The organism is Paenibacillus sp. J22TS3 (assembly GCF_018403205.1).
In the GTDB taxonomy this organism is placed as follows: Bacteria; Bacillota; Bacilli; order Paenibacillales; family Paenibacillaceae; genus Fontibacillus; species Fontibacillus tuaregi.
In genome coordinates this window covers 467,568-487,791 of record NZ_BOSF01000005.1, presented here as the reverse complement: position 1 = coordinate 487,791, position 20,224 = coordinate 467,568, and the positions used below count along the sequence as shown (strand labels likewise).

At 49.4% G+C, this 20,224-nt stretch carries 13 protein-coding genes; 12 read left to right on the top strand and 1 reads right to left on the bottom strand.

Features of this window, described 5'->3' with window-relative positions:
• Positions 1-8: 8 nt before the first annotated feature.
• The 5 genes from KJS63_RS18255 to KJS63_RS18235 all read left to right on the top strand — a co-directional run bounded on the left by KJS63_RS18255 (position 9) and on the right by KJS63_RS18235 (position 9,305).
• Positions 9-2,417 (top strand): hypothetical protein, encoded by a 2,409-nt coding sequence (locus tag KJS63_RS18255; protein ID WP_213620420.1) that lies wholly within the window; start codon positions 9-11, stop codon positions 2,415-2,417.
• Positions 2,410-6,195 (top strand): hypothetical protein, encoded by a 3,786-nt coding sequence (locus KJS63_RS18250; protein WP_213620419.1) that lies wholly within the window; start codon positions 2,410-2,412, stop codon positions 6,193-6,195. The genes KJS63_RS18255 and KJS63_RS18250 overlap by 8 nt, the downstream gene beginning before the upstream one ends.
• Positions 6,196-6,200: 5 nt before the next feature.
• Positions 6,201-8,003: a hypothetical protein gene (locus KJS63_RS18245; RefSeq protein ID WP_213620418.1), complete on the top strand. Its 1,803-nt coding sequence runs from the start codon at positions 6,201-6,203 to the stop codon at positions 8,001-8,003.
• A gap of 171 nt (positions 8,004-8,174) precedes the next feature.
• Positions 8,175-8,537: a VOC family protein gene (locus KJS63_RS18240; protein WP_213620471.1), complete on the top strand. Its 363-nt coding sequence runs from the start codon at positions 8,175-8,177 to the stop codon at positions 8,535-8,537.
• Between the two features lie 30 nt (positions 8,538-8,567).
• Entirely contained in the window at positions 8,568-9,305 is a 738-nt protein-coding gene (locus KJS63_RS18235) for an aminoglycoside 3'-phosphotransferase (protein ID WP_213620417.1), read from the top strand.
• Positions 9,306-9,350: 45 nt separating this feature from the next.
• On the opposite strand, the gene KJS63_RS18230 is transcribed toward KJS63_RS18235, so the two are convergent.
• The gene (locus tag KJS63_RS18230) at positions 9,351-10,118 is read right to left on the bottom strand and encodes an alpha/beta fold hydrolase (RefSeq protein ID WP_213620416.1); all 768 of its coding nucleotides are present in this window, start codon (positions 10,116-10,118) and stop codon (positions 9,351-9,353) included.
• Positions 10,119-10,501: 383 nt separating this feature from the next.
• Between KJS63_RS18230 and KJS63_RS18225 the strand changes: the two genes are divergently transcribed.
• The 7 genes from KJS63_RS18225 (at position 10,502) to KJS63_RS18195 (ending at position 20,077) form a co-directional block, all read left to right on the top strand.
• Positions 10,502-12,205: a molecular chaperone HscC gene (locus KJS63_RS18225; protein WP_213620415.1), complete on the top strand. Its 1,704-nt coding sequence runs from the start codon at positions 10,502-10,504 to the stop codon at positions 12,203-12,205.
• The gene (locus KJS63_RS18220; protein WP_213620414.1) at positions 12,205-14,892 is read left to right on the top strand and encodes a J domain-containing protein; all 2,688 of its coding nucleotides are present in this window, start codon (positions 12,205-12,207) and stop codon (positions 14,890-14,892) included. Before KJS63_RS18225 ends, KJS63_RS18220 begins: the two co-directional genes overlap by 1 nt.
• Positions 14,876-15,532 carry a DUF1266 domain-containing protein gene (locus tag KJS63_RS18215; RefSeq protein WP_213620413.1) on the top strand — a complete coding sequence of 219 codons (657 nt, stop codon included), beginning with the start codon at positions 14,876-14,878 and terminating at the stop codon, positions 15,530-15,532. Before KJS63_RS18220 ends, KJS63_RS18215 begins: the two co-directional genes overlap by 17 nt.
• 262 nt (positions 15,533-15,794) lie before the next feature.
• A complete protein-coding gene (locus KJS63_RS18210) occupies positions 15,795-16,727 on the top strand; it encodes a nucleoside hydrolase (protein ID WP_213620412.1) in 933 nt (310 codons plus the stop codon).
• A gap of 547 nt (positions 16,728-17,274) precedes the next feature.
• The gene (locus tag KJS63_RS18205; protein WP_213620411.1) at positions 17,275-18,726 is read left to right on the top strand and encodes an amino acid ABC transporter substrate-binding protein/permease; all 1,452 of its coding nucleotides are present in this window, start codon (positions 17,275-17,277) and stop codon (positions 18,724-18,726) included.
• Entirely contained in the window at positions 18,719-19,447 is a 729-nt protein-coding gene (locus KJS63_RS18200) for an amino acid ABC transporter ATP-binding protein (protein WP_213620410.1), read from the top strand. Before KJS63_RS18205 ends, KJS63_RS18200 begins: the two co-directional genes overlap by 8 nt.
• A 108-nt stretch (positions 19,448-19,555) precedes the next feature.
• The gene (locus tag KJS63_RS18195) at positions 19,556-20,077 is read left to right on the top strand and encodes a hypothetical protein (protein ID WP_213620409.1); all 522 of its coding nucleotides are present in this window, start codon (positions 19,556-19,558) and stop codon (positions 20,075-20,077) included.
• Positions 20,078-20,224: the final 147 nt, after the last annotated feature.

Genomic DNA, 20,224 nt, shown 5'->3' with positions numbered 1-20,224 from the left:
GGAAAATATTGCCGGAGATTAACACGAAGGCTGCAGGGGACGGACAGATCCTATTCTATGATAACTACACGCCTGGACTTGAAGCAGGACTCTGGAAAATCGAAGTATCCCACCAGCTGACCCACAAGAATAAAGCTGTGAATACGGATCAACTGGGAGCAGTTCAGACCTTTGTGGTTAGCGCCCCACAGTTCTCATTAGATCCCTCACACATTGCTTCTGTCTATCCACCGGATGGCAGCAGCGGAAGGTACGGGGAGGTGCTGCCGCATATCGTTCTGAACGATCCCCATCTTCCTTGGGAACGCCGAATGCGGACCAAGGCATTACAGACTAGAAACGAGGGGGGGACCGATGCCGTCACGGATACGAACGACCCCAAGGTTCCCTGGCTGGCTCTCCTTGTTCTATCTGAGCAGGAGCTGACAGCGGGTCTGGATGTCCATCTGCAGAACACTTTTACCCCCAATTTCAGCATAACGGCAACGGTGGGGGATTTTCTTAAAGAAGAAGCGGGTGTTCTCAAGCCCGCCATCGTAAAAGAAGCGGATGTAAGCCCTGCGGAGTCCTGCTCCTATATCCGGCTTCCTGTCCGGGTATTTCAGGACATTGCACCAAGGCTTGACGAGCTGCGATACTTCAGCCACTGCCGACAGATCAGCGGAGCCGCACAAGGCTCGCCGGTTCAGAAGGAGGGAAGTGGGGATATGGTATCGGTCATTTGCTCGAACCGGTTTCCCGCCATGCTTCCACCTGAGTCGGACAGACCTGTAAGAAGTATCGTACACCTGGTTTCTATGGAGGGCTGGGAGGGGAAGTTGACTGACGGAGCGGACTTTGCGGGCTATGACTACGCCTCGTTGTTATCGCTGGCGAGTTGGAGCTTTCAAACTCTTCCCGACCATTCGCAAGACTTCCATGGTCTGATTAACCACATTGCCGGGGTGGCCCCGGGTGACATGTGGCTGCGATTGCCACTGCCGCAAGGAGGCGGTCCCGCAGGGAGTTCGGAAGAGAAGGAGGTGACCCGAAGGATTCAGGAAGGCTTTGTTCCGCTTCCTTACCGGACGAGATCAGGGGAGGACACCTTTGCCTGGTATAGGGGGCCTCTGACACCTCTGCTGCCGAAAACATTGGAGAAGCCATCCCCTTTCTTCACGGCTGACTCTGCCATCATTTATCAGGAGGCATTTGGTGTGTTCGATATGTCTTTGGCCAGCGCATTTGAGATCGGCCGGGCGATGGCTCTTTCAGATAAAGTGTTCGGTGCCAAGCTTCTGGATTTTCGAAGACGCGTTCACCGGATGGCCGACAAGCAGCATTACCGGCTGAAGAGCAGCCTATTTGACAGGAGTCAAATCTTAACTGTCCGGCACGACAAGACACTGCAGGATACCTTGCTTGGAGTGCTGGACAATCAATTGGCCGGCCATATTGTGGAAGGTGTGCATTTGACACAGGGACTGGAACCTGAGGGGATTGCCGAGCTACAGGAGGTGGCTCCGTTACAGTCGATACAGCAGTTCATGGCAATGCCGGAAGCGAAGCAGGCGATTGAAGATCAGGTCAGCAATGACCTGCTGCCGGTTGCCGAATGGCTTGCAGATCTTGTGCTGCTTCAGGGAATCCCTTTCGATTACCTTGTAGCAGACGAACGGATGCTGCCGGTTGAATCCCTGAAGTTCTTTTATATAGACAACAATTGGATAAGCGCAATGCTGGACGGGGCGTTAAGCATCGGTCTGGAGTCCAGCCGTCACACCAACTTCCATGATTTGACTCAGGACCTGATTCATGGTGCTGCTTATGAAATCACAGGCCGCTCCGCAGCTGATAAAGCCAGGACGCCAGCTGACGGTTCTTCGTCTGAACGGATCAGCGGAATGCTGCTCCGCTCGGCTGTGGTCTCAGGCTGGCCGAATCTGGTGGTTCGGGCGTTCCATACAGACGGGTCTCCAATGAAGCTGCTGCGAATGGAAAGGTTATCGGCGAGTGTGCTTCTCTGCTTGATTGACGGAGTACCTGCATCTATCCAGATCAGTGAGCCTCGTGAGGGATTTGGCTTTGGTACGGATGACGACGGATGCATTGCCCTTCGCAATCTGCTCTCTCCACAGCATGATAGCGATCCGCAGCTTGGACAGCAGTTCGAGCAAGCGCCATTGTTTCAGATAAGAGATCTGAAGGGAGAGAAAGCCTGCTGCATGCGGGGTTCAGACAGCCGTGTGCTGAATTTATCCCCGGAATCCGGGAACGGACTGCTCAGCATGTTAAAGGCCGGACTGCAGCCTTATATGAGGGGGCCGATTAATGCATTAGGTTCGGCTGATTTTGCGCTGCTTATGATGAAGGAGCCGGAGTATGTCAAGCTAATCTGTCAACCGCAAGAGATGAAGGAGGAATCCCGGCGTGGCTGAGACTGAAATTATCGTGCCGGTGGAGCTTGATGCGCTTCTTGTCAACAAAGGTGTGTTGGCAAGAGACGGGTTCCGCCGCTGGCAGTATGACTACACGGCACTGGCAAAATTCCATAGCCCGGAACCTTTGGCCGGAGAACGCAATATCGGAGGAATGCAGGCAGGTGTGTACCTGCACTGGACACTTCCCCGTTCATTGAGGCATGGCGTGCAGCGGCAGGGGGAAGGGATCAGCTATCCGCTGGTGCCGAACCGTTGGCTGATTGTTCGCTTGAGCGGGCAGGAGCAGAGAAAAGCGGCAGCATGGGTGCTCGAAAGTGACTGTCCCTACACAGCTCATGTGAAGGATGTCGGGACGGAGCAGACGAGCATGTACCTGGCGGATTCTGATTTGATCCGTATGTGGCAGAGCAGCCCGGACCCCTACCGCAGCAGCATTTCACTTACTCCAGATGCGGACAAGCCGCAGGTAGCCAATATAGGGATTCCGTTTCCTCTGGATCCAGGCTGGAGTGAACGGGCGGCGGATGCCATGTTTCTGACCGCTGTGGCCCCAGGGAACTCCTTGTTCGCGTCATACGTTCCTCATAATGCAGGTGTATTCTCGTTCTATGACGATCTGGCGGGAATTAGCCAGGATACTCTGAGTTATCAGGTTATTGGGTGGTATTCCGACCCAGCCAAAGACATCATGGCCTCCTGGAAAGAGTCAGCTGGCTCCAGTTCCGATGAAGCTTATGCCTCTTTATTGGACCAATTGGAGTGGACGTATAAAGGATGTGGGGATCAGACCTCACCTAAGGGTTCAGTCAGTCTTTATGAGGGCATGGTATTCGGTCTTGTCTGGGATCGTGATGGAGAGCCGCCGAAAGACGATCCCCTGAACGCGATCCGGGAGGCCGGTAATCTTAACGTGGCCGTTGGCAATACAACCGCAGATGCTTTCTCGGCTCTGCTCTCTGTTCAGCTGGCCGCAAAGGGCTATGATACGAGAACAATCCCGCTCCTGAGAGCTCTGCAATATGACATGCTCCCCGCGCTCAATGAAGTGAACGGAGATGTGCTCTTAATGAACCGGATTCATGGGTCCTGGTTCGGTTCCAAATCTGGAGGATACAGTTGGGCTATCGTTCAATCAGCCTCTGGTGAAGGTGCAGAAGCGGAGCTGACACCGGAAGAGGCGGCTTGGCTTAGCCAACTGAATGCGGATCAAGCGGAGCTCGATGAATCGCTTCAAGCCTTGTACCGGCTGCAATGGGAGCTGAATGGGCTATGGCTCAAGAGAGGCCTTGATCCAGACAGCATGTGGCCTTCCTCTCCTCCCGGAGTTACGAATGCCAAGCTCGATCAGGAGCTTGATCCAGCTAATCCGGACAGCAAGGCAGGACAGGCGGCTGCCCTGCTGCGAAAGGCAGCAGGTTTGCTCGCCAAGGTGCCCGGACCATTGACCGGTGAGATGGGAACGGCTCAAGAAGCTTATCAGAAAGGCATCCAGTTCTTCGCCAAGAAGAAAGGACTTGGCAGCGGCAAGATGCTGCTTGCGAAGGCTGCACCGAGGTTCTGGCTAGCGAATAACCCCGTGGTTGTCCTGTCAGGTGTGGAACCGCCGACGGCCTTTGATCCTGACAAATCGCTTGTTGTCAGACTCCCGGAGGAGATTATCAGCGGGTTTCATGTGAACGGAAAGCCCGTGGACAGCCGCACAGCCCGCTCGGCTGTGCCTAAGCTGAGCACGGGGGCGCTGCCTGCTGTCGTTCCTCAGCTGCTTGAAGAGTTTGTCTTCCTCGACCCGGCATCGGCTGCGGCTTTGGCGGGTGCCTGCGGGATTCCGGAAGCCGATGTGTTGGCGGTAATCAATAAGCGGAGCACTTCGGATTACACGGGGACGCTGCCTGCTCCGGCCGCTCTGTGGCGTCAGCCCTGGAATCCGATGCTGATGGAATGGAAGGTCAATTATACTCATGTGCCTTATTTAAACGGACAGACAAGGAACTGGATATTTGACGGACGTGAGTATAAGTATTCATCGGCAGCTGTTCAAGCTTCACAAGTGGAGAACCGGGATATCGGAGGAATTTCCCTGCTTAGTCCGCATGCCCAGCTTATATTCGGCTCGAAGCTTAAAGATTTTATTCAGCATTATGATGACGATCATCAGTTAACGGATCTATATAATGAGATCGGCTCGGTTAGTGGGTGGAAATATCTTGCCCAGGAGCTGACCGGATTTCAGGATATGATTGCGCTGCGGGATGGACGTGCATTCCGGCGTCCCATCCCGAAGGACATGCTTGGCACTGGCCCAGTCCAAGTGGCGGCCGGTCAGCTGATGGGCTACGAGGATATGTCTGTGCTTCCCGGCCCGTATTCCGGGCAGATTCATCATGTTCCATTCCTCCCGAATGGAACCACGCCCGGATTTCATGGTACAAGGCAGGGGGAGATGTATTTCGAGGAACTGCTGCTTTATGACAAGTTCGGGCGAGTATTGCAGGTCATAGCTTCGGGTAAAGGTTCCGGGCTGTATAACGCGCAGAATTTTCCGCTTCTTAAAGATCAGGCGATGAGCGGGAACAACAAAATTAACAAGCAGATCGCTTCCGTCGCATCGCTTCCGCCCAGACTGCTGCAGCATGCCCGGCTTAACGCGCGGCTAGTTGATGGCATGTCAAGCAGCAAATCAGCCGCAGCTGCTGAACGATCTGCCTTGGCGTCAGCGAATCCGGTCTGCGGATGGGTCATCGCGAATCATCTTGACCACAGCCTGCTTCTCTATTCGCCGGAAGGTCTCGCACTTGGCGAATACAGATTGCTGGTTGACGGGCAGGGAAATCGGAGCGGGGAATGGCTGGCGCCGCCGCACAATGAAGTTGCGGCGCTTGATGATGTGGCCCGGCTCGCCCCGCACATTTATCAGATGATCACCTCGCCACAGCTTGCTGAGGAGGCGAACTTCAATGCTTTTCTGCGCGCCATTGATTCCACACTTTGGACGGTAGACCCACTAGGGAATCGGGATGACCAGAATCTGACCGTTCTGATCGGCCGGCCTTTAGCTCTGGTTCGGATGTGTCTGCAGCTGCAGCTGGAAGGTCCGCCTATCAGGGATGCAGGCTGGGGTGCGACCTTTGATACGGCTGATCCTGATTTTGTAGATTTCCCGTTCGATGTCCGGCTCGGCGATTTGGAGACAAGGCAGGATGGGGTCATTGGTTATTTCTTGGAAGACGATTACAGCACGTTCAACAGCTCAGCCGATCCAGAGGAGGAAGAATCAGATTTGCCGCAGTCTTATCTTCGACATATTGGAGCCGATCTAACGAATGGAACAAAGAACTATTTGCAATTAAAGTTTCAAGCGGGTAGTGAAGCCTTCGTCAGTCTCCTGGTTGATCCCAGGGCGGCCATTCATGTCTCGACCGGAATCCTGCCTGTGAAGGAAGTGACGATCCCGTCTGCCTTCACTGACCAAGCTCTTAGCAGCATGGAAACCACATTTCGCGTTGGGCCGCTGCTCAGCCGGATAATACAGACTCCAGCCCAAGCAGAAAAGCCTCCTGTCTTCCCGCTGGCGGTCCGTTATCCTTCGCCGGTTGAGCAGAACGGCTCCTGGTCATGGTGGGAGCGTAGTTCTGACAAGGATTGGAACGGTTACGAGCTGTTAAGTGCAGGGGATGAGGCCCGGCTCGAAAGCGGGGCTGTTACCCTGCGCGACGGCGTCCTGCAGCTTGCAATCAAGCTGTCCGATCATCAATCTAATACCCCAAATAAGGAGTGACGGTAATGGATAATCTGAATAATTCAATGGATCAGCCTTTCTTGGTGGGTGAAGCGTGTCTTCTCACGTACCGCTTCTCGACGAATCCAGCTCCACTTCAGACATCAACGGTTCAGTCCACAGCTGCAGCAGTCATCAATCTAGGGGTATTCCGGGAGAACAGCTCCATCTATTGCAGTGCGATTGATATCGCCGTGCCGATAGGGGCAGCTTCGACTGATCTGTCGGAGAAGACACCCAGCCCATCTGTCAATACGGGCAAATGGACAGTAAATAGCACTGTGATTGTAACCGGGAGGGAGCTAGGGCTGGATGATGAAGGCAATTATGCTGTCTTCTCCTTTCAGTGCAGGGAGGCTTCTGATTATGATCTGGACTATAACTTGGTTCTCGGACTGGAAGTTATGGTCAATCAGCTGCCAGGGAACTTCGAATATTTAATCCGGGAGAAGTCTGGGACAACCAATAATCCTAATCAATTTACACCCAAGTCCAACTCCTTTGTTTTGATGAAGAGCCCGCCGCAGTTTTATCTGCAGAATTTCATAACCACCGCAGCAGAATCTCCCACTGTGCCGGTCACGTCTTTTGCGAATGGCAGCAGCATCCGGTTTGCCTGGGAGAGCAGCGGCACGTTCTTTCAGCTGTTCCAAAGCGGAAGAACTGAACCAGTCTACAGCGGAACAGCAACAACCTGTACGCTGCAAAACGGTGTTCATACCGATACCACCTTTGTACTTGTTGCCTCAGTGACCGCTAATCCGGGGCAAGACAGTCCGGCGGGAGGTTATGAGCCTATCTACTTGTACGATGCCATCACTGTGACGATAAACAATCCGGACTTAACACCGAATACGCTTAAGGCCGCCGGGAATATTGCAAGCGGCGGCCAAATCCACGGAAACTCTCTGGTTGTGGATAGCACTTCTGTTCTGACGGGAGCTGTAACAGTAGGAGACCCGAATCACCCGGCTATGGTTACTGTTAATGGAAGTGGATATGTGGGCGGAACTTGGGACGTCAGAGGGAGCAGTACTACGAGAAATTTGACAGTGTCCGGCACACTCAGTGTAAGTGGAGGTACAGTACTGGAGAATGTCAACGCCAATGTGATCAGTGCTGCTCAAGTATCTGCGGTAGGCTCGCTAACAGCAGCCGGCCTCTCCACTTCCGGTTATGCTCAGAGCTACGGGCTAACTACAAATGGAGGCCCCGTATATGTTAATAATGTGGGAAATAATAACGGCCTGCGTGTCTTCAATAACTCGTCGCAGTACTACTGTGCTGGATTTACGAATTCTGCTCAGCGGAAGGACAACTATATTACTGGGATTATTTCGAGGGTACATAACAGTAAGGACTACGGATTTGGTACCAATGGCCGTTGTGTAAGCCTCTCGTCCAGCGCGCTTCAGACCCACCTCCCTACCCGTCATGGATATAAGGTCGTAACTTCGCCCCTTTCTCCCTATGCCGAGGTGCATCTTAACGGGACCGGCAGACTTGAGAATGGGAAAGCTGTGATTTGGATCGGAGAACAGGAATCAGATATGGTCTTCCATGCTGAGGAAGCTACCTACCGGGTCCTGTTAACACCTACTGAGGGCTGTAACGGCTTGTTTGTCAGCAGCAAGGCCCAGGATTGTTTCACAGTTGAAGAATTAGGGCAGGGCCGCAGCAGTGCGGAGTTTGACTGGTTCCTGATTTCACGCAAGCCCGAAGGGCTGGGATCAGGTATCATGGAAGCATTACCAGAGGAATTGCCTCAGATGGCAGATGGAACGGAGCCAGAGGGGATTACAAGCTAATTCATTCAAGCCCAAATATCCTGGTGAACACAGCTTTTGTTCTCCGGGGTATTTGATTTTAGAGGTTTAATCTCTTCTATATCCCACCTTTAGCTGTTATGTTAGGTTAGGGAAGGGTTCGCATTTTTCAAACAAAGGGGAGCATGTTCAGTGAACAATCATCTGCTAATTATGTCCCATTGTATATTTCCGGCACCCGATATTTCAGCTACTGCCAGCTTTTATGAGCAAAAAATGGGTTTTCAAGCGGTTTCCTATTTGGATGCGGCGGAGCCTCATATCTGTCTGTATCGTGACGCAACTGAGATTATATTAACTCAGACTCAGGGACAAAAGGTCATTCCTAACCGAGAACAGTACGGATATGGGTATGATGCCTATTTTATAACCAAAAACCAAGTTGAGCTACAAAAGGAGTTTGTCAAATCTGGAGTTAAGATTATTAGGCCGCTAACTGTTACAGATTACAATAATCGTGAGTTTGTAGTGGAGGACATTGATCGTAGATGGATAGCTTTTGGAATTAAGGATTAGGGACTAGAGAGTAGTCTGGGAGGAAGAATTATGAATCGAACACTGGTTTCTCGGGAAAATATCGGAACAGTTCCAAGCAGCATCAGATCGTATCTGAAGGGTGCCCAAATTTATGACAGCAGCTGCTCAGAGCAAGCCCAAACTCTGTATATCGAGGGAACCGAGCGCTTGTTCCTGAAAATAAGTAAAAAAGGCACACTTGAGCGTGAGCGAGCCATGACGAATTTTCTGCACTGCCACAAGCTTGCTCCTCAAGTCATTGCGTTTGATTCCGACAAAGATAAGGATTACTTATTATTAGAAGCGCTGGATGGAGTGGATGGCACCGCAGAGATCCACCGTAAGCACCCGGATCAGTTAGCCGGAGCATTGGGCGGTTATTTAAGGAAGCTGCACGAACTGCCGCTGTCAGGCTGTCCTTTTCCAGAGAGAACGGCTGAACTGATTGGAGAAATGACAGATAAAGGAATATCCGCAGATGATCTCGATGAGTTCGGTTATATTCCAGAGGACCGTGTTGTGATTCACGGGGATTACTGCCTGCCGAATGTAATTATTATGGACCACTTTGAATTACAGGGCTTCATTGATCTGGGCAGCGGGGGGATTGGGGACAGGCACTACGATATTTATTGGGGACTGTGGACACTGAGGTATAACTTCAACACGGAGCGCCTAGAGGATCTGTTCCTGGATGCCTACGGGAGACAGGATGTTGATCCGGATGGCCTGAGGTATTTTGCCAAGTTGGTTGAACTTACAGATTAAATGCTCGGAAGTCGTAATAGTAAAAAAAACAGGGGGTGATCTATCTTACATAGACAGATCAGCCCTTGCCTGCTTTATACACTCGGTAATCGCTTTTGTTACAATATCAGGTTCAGAGAATTGCGGGAAGTGACCGCTGCCCGCCGCAATGAGGTGTGTGGATTGCCCGCTTAGCTTAAGGAAATCCCGTTGATTAGTTCTTCTAATTTCAAAAGCGCTCTCCGGCATGAACGGTGGCTTCTTACCACCTGATACAACGAACAAAGGCACCTGCGGAAAAGCTCCTGCTTTGGCAATCTGTTCGGCGGTTTCCTCAACATAATGGACTTCATTCCATTTACGGTGGGCCGGGAAAGCATCAAAAGCACCCAGCAGTTTGTTAATTCCCCGGATGATCGGGCCCTGTGCCGCATTGATGGATAAGTCCAGAGGATGGCTGGAGTCCAGCAGTACAACCCCAGCGGTCTGACCGGGATACAGCCGGGCGAACAGGTTCGCATACAAGCCGCCAAGGGAATGTCCCACCAGGATGAAGGGGGGAGCAATGTGAAGTTCTTGTAACAGCTCCTTTAGAGTGTTCACAACCGCCCGCCCATGCTGGGAAGCCGTTGGCTTGTCGCTGCCCCCAACTCCTAACCGGTTATATGCGACAACCCGGGTCATCTCCGCAATATCGTGGTAGATCCGAAGCCAACCCTCGATAGGTCCGCTGCCTCCATTAATTAGAACCACTGTAGGTGACCCTGCCCCAGACAAGGAATATTCCAGGGTTCCATACTTGGTCTGTACTTTGTTTTTTGAAAAAGACTTCATCTATACACCCCATTCGTTACGAAAATCTCCAGTGATGAATTCAAATTGCTTTTCTAGTAAATATCTATGATCAATATAACTGGCTAGGCTTTCCTATGATCGAACGGAAAATAACTTTTATCTTAATCTTTACAGGAACATCGTGGAGATAGTTAAGAGAGTGGAAAGGTTTGATAATTCTACATGTTCCAGAGTAATTAATTACTTTAAAATCCATAAGCGTTGAAAGCGATATAGATCTTTAGAACTAGGCTGGATTGTCCGATATCTATAGGTATGCATACTAAATATGGAATTAAAACCAAACTATTCAGCTGAATCCAAGCCTATCAAACATCCGGCTGGATCACGGGTGCACGCATACTTATCGGGAGGTTCATACATTGACGATGATTGGGATTGATCTAGGAACAACTAACAGTGTGGTTGCCTGCTATACCAGTGATGGGGCCAAAATTATACCTAACGCGCTTGGAAGGAACTTGACTCCTTCGATCATCAGTATAGATGAGGATGGCCAGATTATTGTGGGAGAGGTTGCGAAGCAGCGCATGATTACTCATCCGCATATGACAGCTTCACTATTTAAAAGATACATGGGCACCAACAAAATGATTCAGCTTGGTGAATATCGGTTCAGCCCTGAAGACTTGTCCTCTTTTGTGCTGCGCTCTCTGAAAGAGGATGCCGAGGCTTATCTTGGCTCACCGGTGACTGAGGCTGTCATTAGTGTTCCGGCTTATTTCAATGATGCCCAGCGCAAGGCAACCAAGCGGGCAGGACAGCTTGCCGGTCTGAAGGTAGAGAGACTTATCAATGAACCAACCGCCGCTGCAGTCGCATACGGACTACATTTAGAGCAGCCTAATACCCGCTTTCTTGTATTCGATTTAGGAGGGGGAACCTTTGACGTATCCATCCTTGAGAAATTTGAGGACTTGCTTGAGGTTCAAGCTGTGGCTGGTGACAATTACCTCGGTGGCGAAGACTTCACAGACTTGCTGATTCAAGAGTTTATGGCTGTCCAGAAAGCCGGCGCTCTAGATAAAGAGGATATCAAGCTCATGGCCGCAATCCGCAAACAGGCTGAAAGCGGCAAGCGAGAGCTTTCCAAGGGAAGGACTGTGGATCTGCATATTCATGCTAATGAAACGCTAAAGCCTGTTCGCATTACTCCTGAACGATACGAATCAATGGTTAAGCCGTTGCTGGCGAAGCTGCGCCAACCAGTAGAAAGAGCCATTAGGGATGCGGCGGTCCGTCCTTCCGAATTGGACGCCATTCTATTGATTGGCGGAGCCACCCGGATGCCTGTCATCAGTTCATTTGTTGCACGGTTATTTGGGAGATTGCCATCCGCCCATATTGATCCGGATGAGACAGTCGCGATTGGAGCGGCCATTCAGGCTGGAATGAAAGCCAGAAACCAAACGCTGCATGATATTGTATTGACCGACGTCTGTCCTTATACGCTGGGGATAAGCAGTTCCATAGAGATCAAGGATGGCCAGTACGAATCAGGGCATTTCTCACCGATTATTGAACGGAATACCGTAGTCCCTGTCAGTAAAGTAGAACGCTTTTGGACGCTTTATGATTTGCAGCGTGTAATCCATGTCGAAGTCTATCAAGGGGAAAGCCGGCTGACGAAGAACAATATTCTACTTGGCGGACTTAAGCACAACGTCCCACCAGCTCCAAAAGGTCAAGAGGCTATTGATGTTCGGTTTACCTACGATATAAATGGCATTTTAGAGGTTGAGGTTACGGCTGTCAGCACAGGGGAAATATCCCGTATTGTGATTGAGGAGAATCCTGGTCAATATACAGCAGAGCAAATTGAGCAGCGTTTCTTAGAATTGTCTGATATCAAAATACACCCACGCGACAGGATGGAGAACAAGCTGCTGCTTGCGCGTGGTGAACGGATTTATGAGGAGAGCCTGGGAGAGACGAGGCATAGGGTTGCTTATTTGCTGAACCAATTTGAACAGGTGCTTGAGAGACAGGACGTGAAAGAAGTTCGGCTTGCCGCAGCTGAATTTAAAACAATGCTAGAGGAACTAGAGAGGATGTCTGAATTCTGATGTGGATTTGGAGCCTGCTTGGAATACAGCCAACGGATGACCTTGCAGCAATAAAACGGGCTTACGCGGCCAAGCTAAAAATCTACCATCCTGAAGACGATCCCGAGGGCTTTCAGAACCTCCGTCAGGCTTATGAACAAGCTATCCACGAAGCTAAACAGTTCCACATTCGTGGAACAGTTCAAGCTGAACCCGTAATCATGTGGGAGTTAGACGAGCTGGAAGAACCAGAGGATCTTGCGCAATCCGAGGTAGAGCCCTTTCCGGTCGTTTACCCGGATTATGAGGAGGATGAGGAGGGTTCTATTGAAGAAGCTCCTGAGGATCTCGAGTCACAGGTTATAACTCCTCCATGGCATATGCCAAGAGTGCTGGCCAATCAATTTCTGGTACGTGCCGCCCACCTTTACGATGATATTAAAACCAGGGTGGATCTGGATCAGTGGTCCATCCTGCTGCAGGATAATACTTATGAAGGTATAGAAACCCGCCAGCTGCTTCAAGTTGAAGTGCTGCGACTGTTTAAAGAAAGGGCATGGGCACCCGCTCCGGTATGGAGGCTCTTTAATGAAGCTTTTTCATGGGCAACTATTGAAATTGAGCTTCAGCGGATTTTTCCATTGGAGTATATCGAATTTAGTCAGAAGCAGCTTGAGCCTTATTGGGATCTGGAATATAACACTTTAGTCCGTGCGGATATCTCATTACAGGATATGGAGCACTTCTTGAAGTCAAGATTTACAGCGCAGACGGCCTTAGCTGAAGGTGACTTGGAGGAAGCGGGCCGGTGGATAGGCGAAGCAAGAGAAATTATAACGAACGATCCGGATGCCAATCGCTTGAGCGGGGAGTACTGGATTCGTCTCGGTAATTATGAGGCTGCCCTACAGGCTTATCAGCAGACGGACCCGGATCCAATCACAGGGCCGGATTTAAATACAGCGATTCATAAAGCCCAGACCCTTCTTCAGCTGGGTTACGTTGAAGAGGCATTAGCTGCATTTGAGTTCGTTCTCACCTACCTTCCTGGGGATATCCAGGCCTTTAGAGGCCAAGCCCAGTGCTTTGAGCAGCTTGAACGGTATGAGGAGGCCAAGCAAATTTATTTGCGTATCCTTGCGGAGTGTCCTTGGGATCTTGATGCCGATATCCGTTTGATTGTGCTTGAGAGAACAATTGAACAACGATTGCAGTTGGAGGCACAGCATCCGGATAGTGCAATTCAAATCAAGGCATTGCATCAATTAGCTGAATTATTTGCGGACAAGGGCAGACATATGGAGCTTGTCTCGGTATTGCAGCATCTGGAAGAGATATCACAGCTTACCCAGCGGCAAAGCTATCTTATGGCATATGCCCTGCACCAGCATGAGCAATATGATCAAGCGGCTCCTTATTTCAAGGCGGTGGTTGAACAGGAATGTGTTAACCACGGGGGATTATCTGCAGAAGTCTGGTATCACGCCGCAACCAACGCGTTTATGCAGACCAACTATCATCTGGCCGAGCAGCGATATCACCAAGTGCTTCAGCTGGAACCGGGTTATTTAGATGCTCTAAACCGGATTGCAGACATTTATTATAAATTAGAGAAGTACAAGGAAGCCATACACTATTACAAGCTCTTTCTTGAGCTCGAAGAAAGCTTGGTAATACAGGCTGCCCTTGGAAGCTGTTATTATTATTTAGATTGTTATGAAGAGAGTGTGCATCATTTCCACCACGCTAATCTGGATACCTGGGAAAGCTGTTATTACATTTATTATGAACATTATGGATACTCTCTTCGGAGATTAGGCAGATTTAAGGAAGCGATTCAAGTACTTGATATTGCATGTGAATCCACCGAGCGTCCTTACGTTTTTTACAATAAGTGCTCTGCTCACTATAGTTTGAATCAATACGAACAAAGTTTTCAGGCTGGCAGCAAGTTTTTAGAATTAGTTAACGCTGAAGATGATCCATATATTTATATGATCCAAGGTCTAAACTGTATGAATCTTCAGAGATGGAAAGAGGCAGCTGATTACTTTGCTGAAATGATTAACCGCATGGATTCGGAGATAAAGCAAAATGCCCTCTATCACAAGCTGTATGCCGCCGCTTTATTGGCTGCACGCAGATTCCAGGATGCGCTTGATCCATTGAATGAGGTCCTTAAGCTGGACCAGAAGAACAAATGGGCTTACCTGCATATCCTGAGGGTTTTTGCTGAGCTGCAAGATTGGAACAGGCTGCTCAGAGCGGTGAAAATGTACTTGGAAGTGTTTAATAAAGTACTCGATGAGCGTTATGTGGGCTATTATGCCGGTATCTGTTTCTACTATTTGGGCGGCTACAGCAAGGCATCGGAATTCCTGGCGTATGCTTATGGGGAGGGACTGCGTGGAGACACGAGCAGCTACTACAGTCTCACGCTGTGCAGTCTGGGAGAGTATGAGAAGGCTCTGACTTTATCACGTGAGCTAATGGATAGCCATCCCACCCATCCACAGTACAAGTCTCGCCTTGAATATGTGGAACGACAAGTAAGCCGAAGTAAAAATTTGCTTAAAAGACTGGGGTCATCTTTATACAAAGATCCAAAGCCAGAGGCCATAAACCTGGACTTTCCCGATGTGTTAGATGATCCTCAACTGCGAGAAGAATTACCAGGGGTGGTGATTTCAAATGATACATCAACTTAGCATAGGACAGAAGTGGGCTCTTGCCATTGGCGAGACCTTGTTAAGCTTGAATGGCTATAGCTTTAATAATAACTATTATTTTATTATGGACGAGGAAGAAACTGCATCGGCTGCAGATAGACTCTATGATTATTGGGATATTAATGATAAAGAGTCGGCCTGGTCTACGCTGAATATCTTATATGAGGGCGGCCATAATACAAGATTCTTTAACTTGCACCGGGATAGGCTGTCCATCATGAGTCCAGATAAACAGGAGCAGTATATTTCCACATTTACTGAGCAAGAAAGTAAAAATGAATTATTAATCATCCAGCGTTATTATGATTGCTTGCCGCGATCCGGTATTCATGCTTGGGATTTGGGCAGGGCTGCATATGTGTGTTACACTTGCTTGCAGCTTAATTATATTGACCATGATGAGGCATGGTCGTATCTGATGAAGAATGCTGAGCTGGCCCAGCAATCCTACGCGAGCTGGCAGGAATTTAGCACGGCCTACATGGTTGGACGTCAGCTTTGGGCCGGGGAGCTGGATCAGGAAAGAACCGAGGAGCATCAATGGCTTATTCGAAATCAGTTCGTGGATCCGAATGGACCGTGGCTAATCCTGCCTTGGAATACGGACTTAAGAAATTGAACAGTAAGGATCAGACTGCCGGGAGCTTCCCGGCAGTTTTTGTGCGGGAATGATGCCTGGAGTATGGGGAATTTGATGCTGTTGCCCACACGCTCCCCATGATGCGGCTTTGAAGGACGGATTTATTGAGGGTAAGCAGCTTATTAGTGCTGCCGCCTTTGACAGGAAGAGGTCTTCCTTCATGGAGGTTGTCCTATTGTCATCTGATAGAATATACTTGAAGTGTTTTATCTACATACATTTAAGCCAAGGAGAAGAGCTTATGAAGAAGATTATACTTGATGTAGACACTGGCATTGATGATTCACTCGCAATTGCCTATGCTGTACATTCGCCGGAGCTTCAACTCTTGGGAATAACCACGTGTTTTGGGAATGTAAGTGTGGAAGAAGCTACGCGCAATACTCTGGTGGTATTAGAGCACCTAGACAGCACCGTGCCGGTTATACCGGGTGCCGGGAAGCCTTTTGCCAGGAATCCGATCAAAAAGAAAGCTGTCCACATTCACGGGGAGGACGGAATTGGAAATACGCTGACCTCGGAGCCAAACACCCCGGCACAGCGGGATCATGCCGTGAATTTTATGATTCAACAGGTGAACAAGCAGCCAGGTGAAGTCACTCTTATTATGGTCGGCCCGCTTACCAACCTTGCGCTTGCCTTGAAGGAGGAGCCGGAACTGGTGAGCCGTGTTGAGAGGGTGGTCATTATGGGAGGCGCTGTTACGGTTCGTGGAAATGTTACCCCTCATGCTGAGGCGAATGTATATGCAGATCCTGATGCAGCAGAGGCAGTATTCCGCTCAGGCATTCCAATCACTTTAGTGGGACTGGATGTTACGATGAAGACCCTGCTGCCGCTTGAGGAAGTAGTCAAGTGGAGGGAGAAGGGCACGAAGCTGGCCGATTTCCTGGCGGATATGACGGAATTCTATATTGGGGCCTATAAGTCCATCTATCCATCCATCAAGGGCTGTGCACTGCATGACCCGCTGGCCGTGGCCGCTGTTACTGATCCAAGCTTTGTAAAGACCGTGCCGATGCGGCTGAGTGTTGAGCTCCAAGCAACCGAGTCGCTGGGTCATATTGAGGGAATCCAGCTAGACGGGTCAGACGAGGAACAAAGTGTGGACGTATGTATTGAAGTGGACGCGGAACGTTTCCTGGAGCATTTTTTAAGCAGAGTTATATTATAAATTACAGGAAAGTTGTTCAGTCATGCTGGTACCGGAACTGCCCGAGCAGTTCCTCTCCGGGTTCGAGCTTGTGGTTTCAACGTCGAGCTTCCTGTTTTCGCAGTTCTAACTAACCGGCTTCTTGTTATACTTGAAGCAATTAATCTAATAGCAAAGCGTAAGCCTTGTCATCAGAGATGACAGGGTTTGCTTGAGTTGTTGCACGATGTCCAGGATAAAATACGGTTTGGGAACGAATTGATAAGGTAGAATAATGGAAAGCAGCTGAGCGCCGGGGATGGGACTAGTTTCAGCGTTACCGGCCAGGGACTGATCATGGTTGCTTAACAGGAATACATAGGAGTACCGTGCTGCGGAACCGAAAATTCAAAATTTTGGATTGGTAATAAATTTAATAATATGATATATAAATTCGGGTGAAGGCAAATTTGTATGTTGTCATTATCATAAATCACAGATTAAAGATTTAATTAACAGCTGTTTAAGAAAGAATGCTAAATGGGTAACTTTCTTAAGATGTTGTTTTATAACAAGAGGAGGACACCCTATGAGAAAACTGAGGACATTTATGTTTATTATGTCCCTGGTATGCCTATGCTTGGCGGGCATGCCCTATTTGACGACTGCGGTTCATGCGGAGCCCGCTTCGGTGAAAACATACCAGATCGGGACTGACGTGACGTTCGCCCCGTTTGAGTTTGAGGATGAAAACGGTAAATTCGTCGGAATTGATATGGACCTGATGGATGCCATTGCCAAGGATCAGAACTTTAAATACGTCATTAAACCGCTAGGATTCAATGCGGCCGTCCAGGCTCTGGAGGCTAATCAGGTGGATGGCGTTATCGCCGGAATGAGTATTACGGACGAGCGCAAGGCGAAGTTCGATTTCTCTGAGCCTTATTTTGACTCAGGTGTCGTTATGGCTGTTCGCAAAGGGCAGACTGAGATTAAGTCATATGACGATCTGAAGGGCAAAAAGGTCGCGGTGAAGACAGGAACCGAAGGCTATAGATTCGCGGAATCGATTTCAGCCAAGATCGGCTTCACTATTGTGCCATTCGATGATTCCGCACAAATGTATGAGGATGTGAAAACCGGCAATTCGGTTGCTTGTTTTGATGACTTCCCGGTTCTTGCTTACGGGGTGAATCAGAACAACGGCCTTATGATCGTTACTCCTAAGGAAAAAGGGGCCTCTTACGGTTTTGCGGTCAGCAAGGGGAAGAACCAGGAGCTGCTTCAGAAATTTAATGCCGGCTTGGCCAATTTGAAGGCGAGCGGGGAGTATGACAAGATTACAGCTAAATATCTCGGTGAGAATGCCGCAGGACCAGCTAGCCAAAGCCGTATAGGCTTGATGTTGAGCTCTCTGCCTTCCCTGCTCAAGGGACTGGGTTACACGGTCATGTATGCTATAATCTCGTTATTCTTCGCGTTCATCTTGGGACTGATCTTTGGGTTTATGAAGGTGGGACGCAACAAATGGCTTCGCGGCATTGCCACTGTATTTGTGGATCTGTTCCGTGGTATTCCGCTGATTGTGCTTGCTTTCTTCATCTATTTCGGAATCCCGCAGGCATTTGGCTTCACAATGCCGCTGTTCCTGGCTGTAATTCTGACGCTCAGCCTGAATGCGGGTGCTTATGTGACCGAAATTATCCGCGGAGGAATCCAGTCTATTGACCGCGGCCAGATGGAAGCGGCACGTTCACTGGGACTTCCTTACCGGAAGGCGATGACCAAGATCATTATCCCTCAGGCGATCCGGATTATGATTCCAGCATTTATCAACCAACTGGTAATCACGCTTAAAGATACGTCCATTCTGTCCGTTATCGGTCTGGTGGAGCTGACCCAATCCGGTAAAATTGTTATTGCCAGAACGTTCGCATCCTTCGATATCTGGCTTGAGGTTGCTATCTTATATCTGATCGTCATTACGGTCCTCACCAAAATTTCGAGCCGCTTGGAAAGGAAGGTGACACGCCATGGGTAAAGTCCGGGTTGAAGGTTTAAAGAAAAGCTTTGGAGCCAATCAGGTACTGAAGGGCATTGATATGCAGGTTCAAGAAGGCGAAGTGGTCTGTGTTATCGGACCCTCGGGCTCAGGGAAGAGTACGTTCCTGCGCTGCTTGAACCGGCTTGAGGATATCACCGAGGGGACTGTCATCGTTGATAACTTCGATATTAACGATCCCAAGACCGACATTAACAAGGTCCGTGAGAATATCGGCATGGTGTTCCAGCACTTCAATCTGTTCCCTCATTTCAGTGTGCTTAAGAATATCATGTTCGCACCTATGGAACTGGGCAAGCAGTCTGCGGAGGAGGCCCGCTCCACGGCGCTTCGACTCCTGGAACAGGTCGGCCTGAAGGATAAGGCTAACGCGTATCCAAGCATGCTATCAGGCGGGCAGAAGCAGCGGGTTGCCATTGCCAGAGCACTCGCTATGAATCCGGATATCATGCTGTTCGACGAGCCAACCTCGGCGCTTGATCCTGAGATGGTCGGTGAAGTGCTTGGTGTTATGAATGACCTGGCTCACAAAGGTATGACTATGGTCATCGTTACCCACGAGATGGGCTTCGCCCGTGAGGTAGCAGACCGGGTTATCTTCATGGACGGTGGATATATCGTGGAAGAGGGCACGCCAGAGCAGGTATTCGGCAGTCCGAAGAATGAGCGTACCATCAGCTTCCTGGAGAAGGTTCTTTAATCTATTTCAGAGTACGGTGGTTAGCTTAACAAAAGTCCCCTCAAAGCGGACAGTGACTTGAGTTCATGATAAAATGAATCAAGTGCTAATCGCTGGAGGGGATTTTTTGTGGCGAACGTCAAAGGAAAGCTGAACACCGCTCTTATATGGGTGCTGATTGCTTTAGCTGTTGTTTCTGCTTTTGGCTGCGTCTATAAGTTCCCCCAAGAGATTGACATGCAGTATCCCGCTGTAAAATATAAGATGGGCCAACCGGCTACCGCTCAGCAGATTACGGTTAAAACTAAAGGCACCCTGTATCGGCCCTTATTCAGGGACCCTTATTTCAGCGGCAAAATGATCATTGACTCCTACGAATATACAAGTAAATATAATCTGATGGATATCGTATTCCACCAGGATATCCAGCATGGGTATGGCGCCGTCGTTTACGAAACCGTGGAGAATGGAAGGCCTATACTGGAAAGCCTTGGGGCTATGTGGATGAAAGATGACTTAGAACAATTCAATATTATTGCCTTTGAACCTATAGGAGAAGACAAAAAGATAGGTGGAGATTTAAGAGTGTCCGCACCTGCCCGCACGTATGAGGAGGCCATGATCATAAATCATGATTTATACAGGGAGTAATGAATTATGAATGAGCGTCTGAGGTCCGTGCAGCAGCGGGCCTTTTTTGATTTATTGAGGGAAGGAAGCCGGACGCCAAGCATTTTCGCGGAAAAACAAGCCTATTCAGCATACATAACTTCTTTGCAGTCAAGTTTACTGAGAGTG

What these genes read in the sequence shown, in the direction of transcription:
- KJS63_RS18245 (WP_213620418.1), top strand. Translation starts at nt 6,201, where the DNA reads ATGGATAATCTGAATAATTCAATGGATCAGCCTTTCTTGGTGGGTGAA.
- KJS63_RS18240 (WP_213620471.1), top strand. Translation starts at nt 8,175, where the DNA reads ATGTCCCATTGTATATTTCCGGCACCCGATATTTCAGCTACTGCCAGC.
- KJS63_RS18235 (WP_213620417.1), top strand. Translation starts at nt 8,568, where the DNA reads ATGAATCGAACACTGGTTTCTCGGGAAAATATCGGAACAGTTCCAAGC.
- KJS63_RS18230 (WP_213620416.1), bottom strand. Translation starts at nt 10,118, where the DNA reads ATGAAGTCTTTTTCAAAAAACAAAGTACAGACCAAGTATGGAACCCTG.
- KJS63_RS18220 (WP_213620414.1), top strand. Translation starts at nt 12,205, where the DNA reads ATGTGGATTTGGAGCCTGCTTGGAATACAGCCAACGGATGACCTTGCA.
- KJS63_RS18215 (WP_213620413.1), top strand. Translation starts at nt 14,876, where the DNA reads ATGATACATCAACTTAGCATAGGACAGAAGTGGGCTCTTGCCATTGGC.
- KJS63_RS18210 (WP_213620412.1), top strand. Translation starts at nt 15,795, where the DNA reads ATGAAGAAGATTATACTTGATGTAGACACTGGCATTGATGATTCACTC.
- KJS63_RS18205 (WP_213620411.1), top strand. Translation starts at nt 17,275, where the DNA reads ATGAGAAAACTGAGGACATTTATGTTTATTATGTCCCTGGTATGCCTA.
- KJS63_RS18200 (WP_213620410.1), top strand. Translation starts at nt 18,719, where the DNA reads ATGGGTAAAGTCCGGGTTGAAGGTTTAAAGAAAAGCTTTGGAGCCAAT.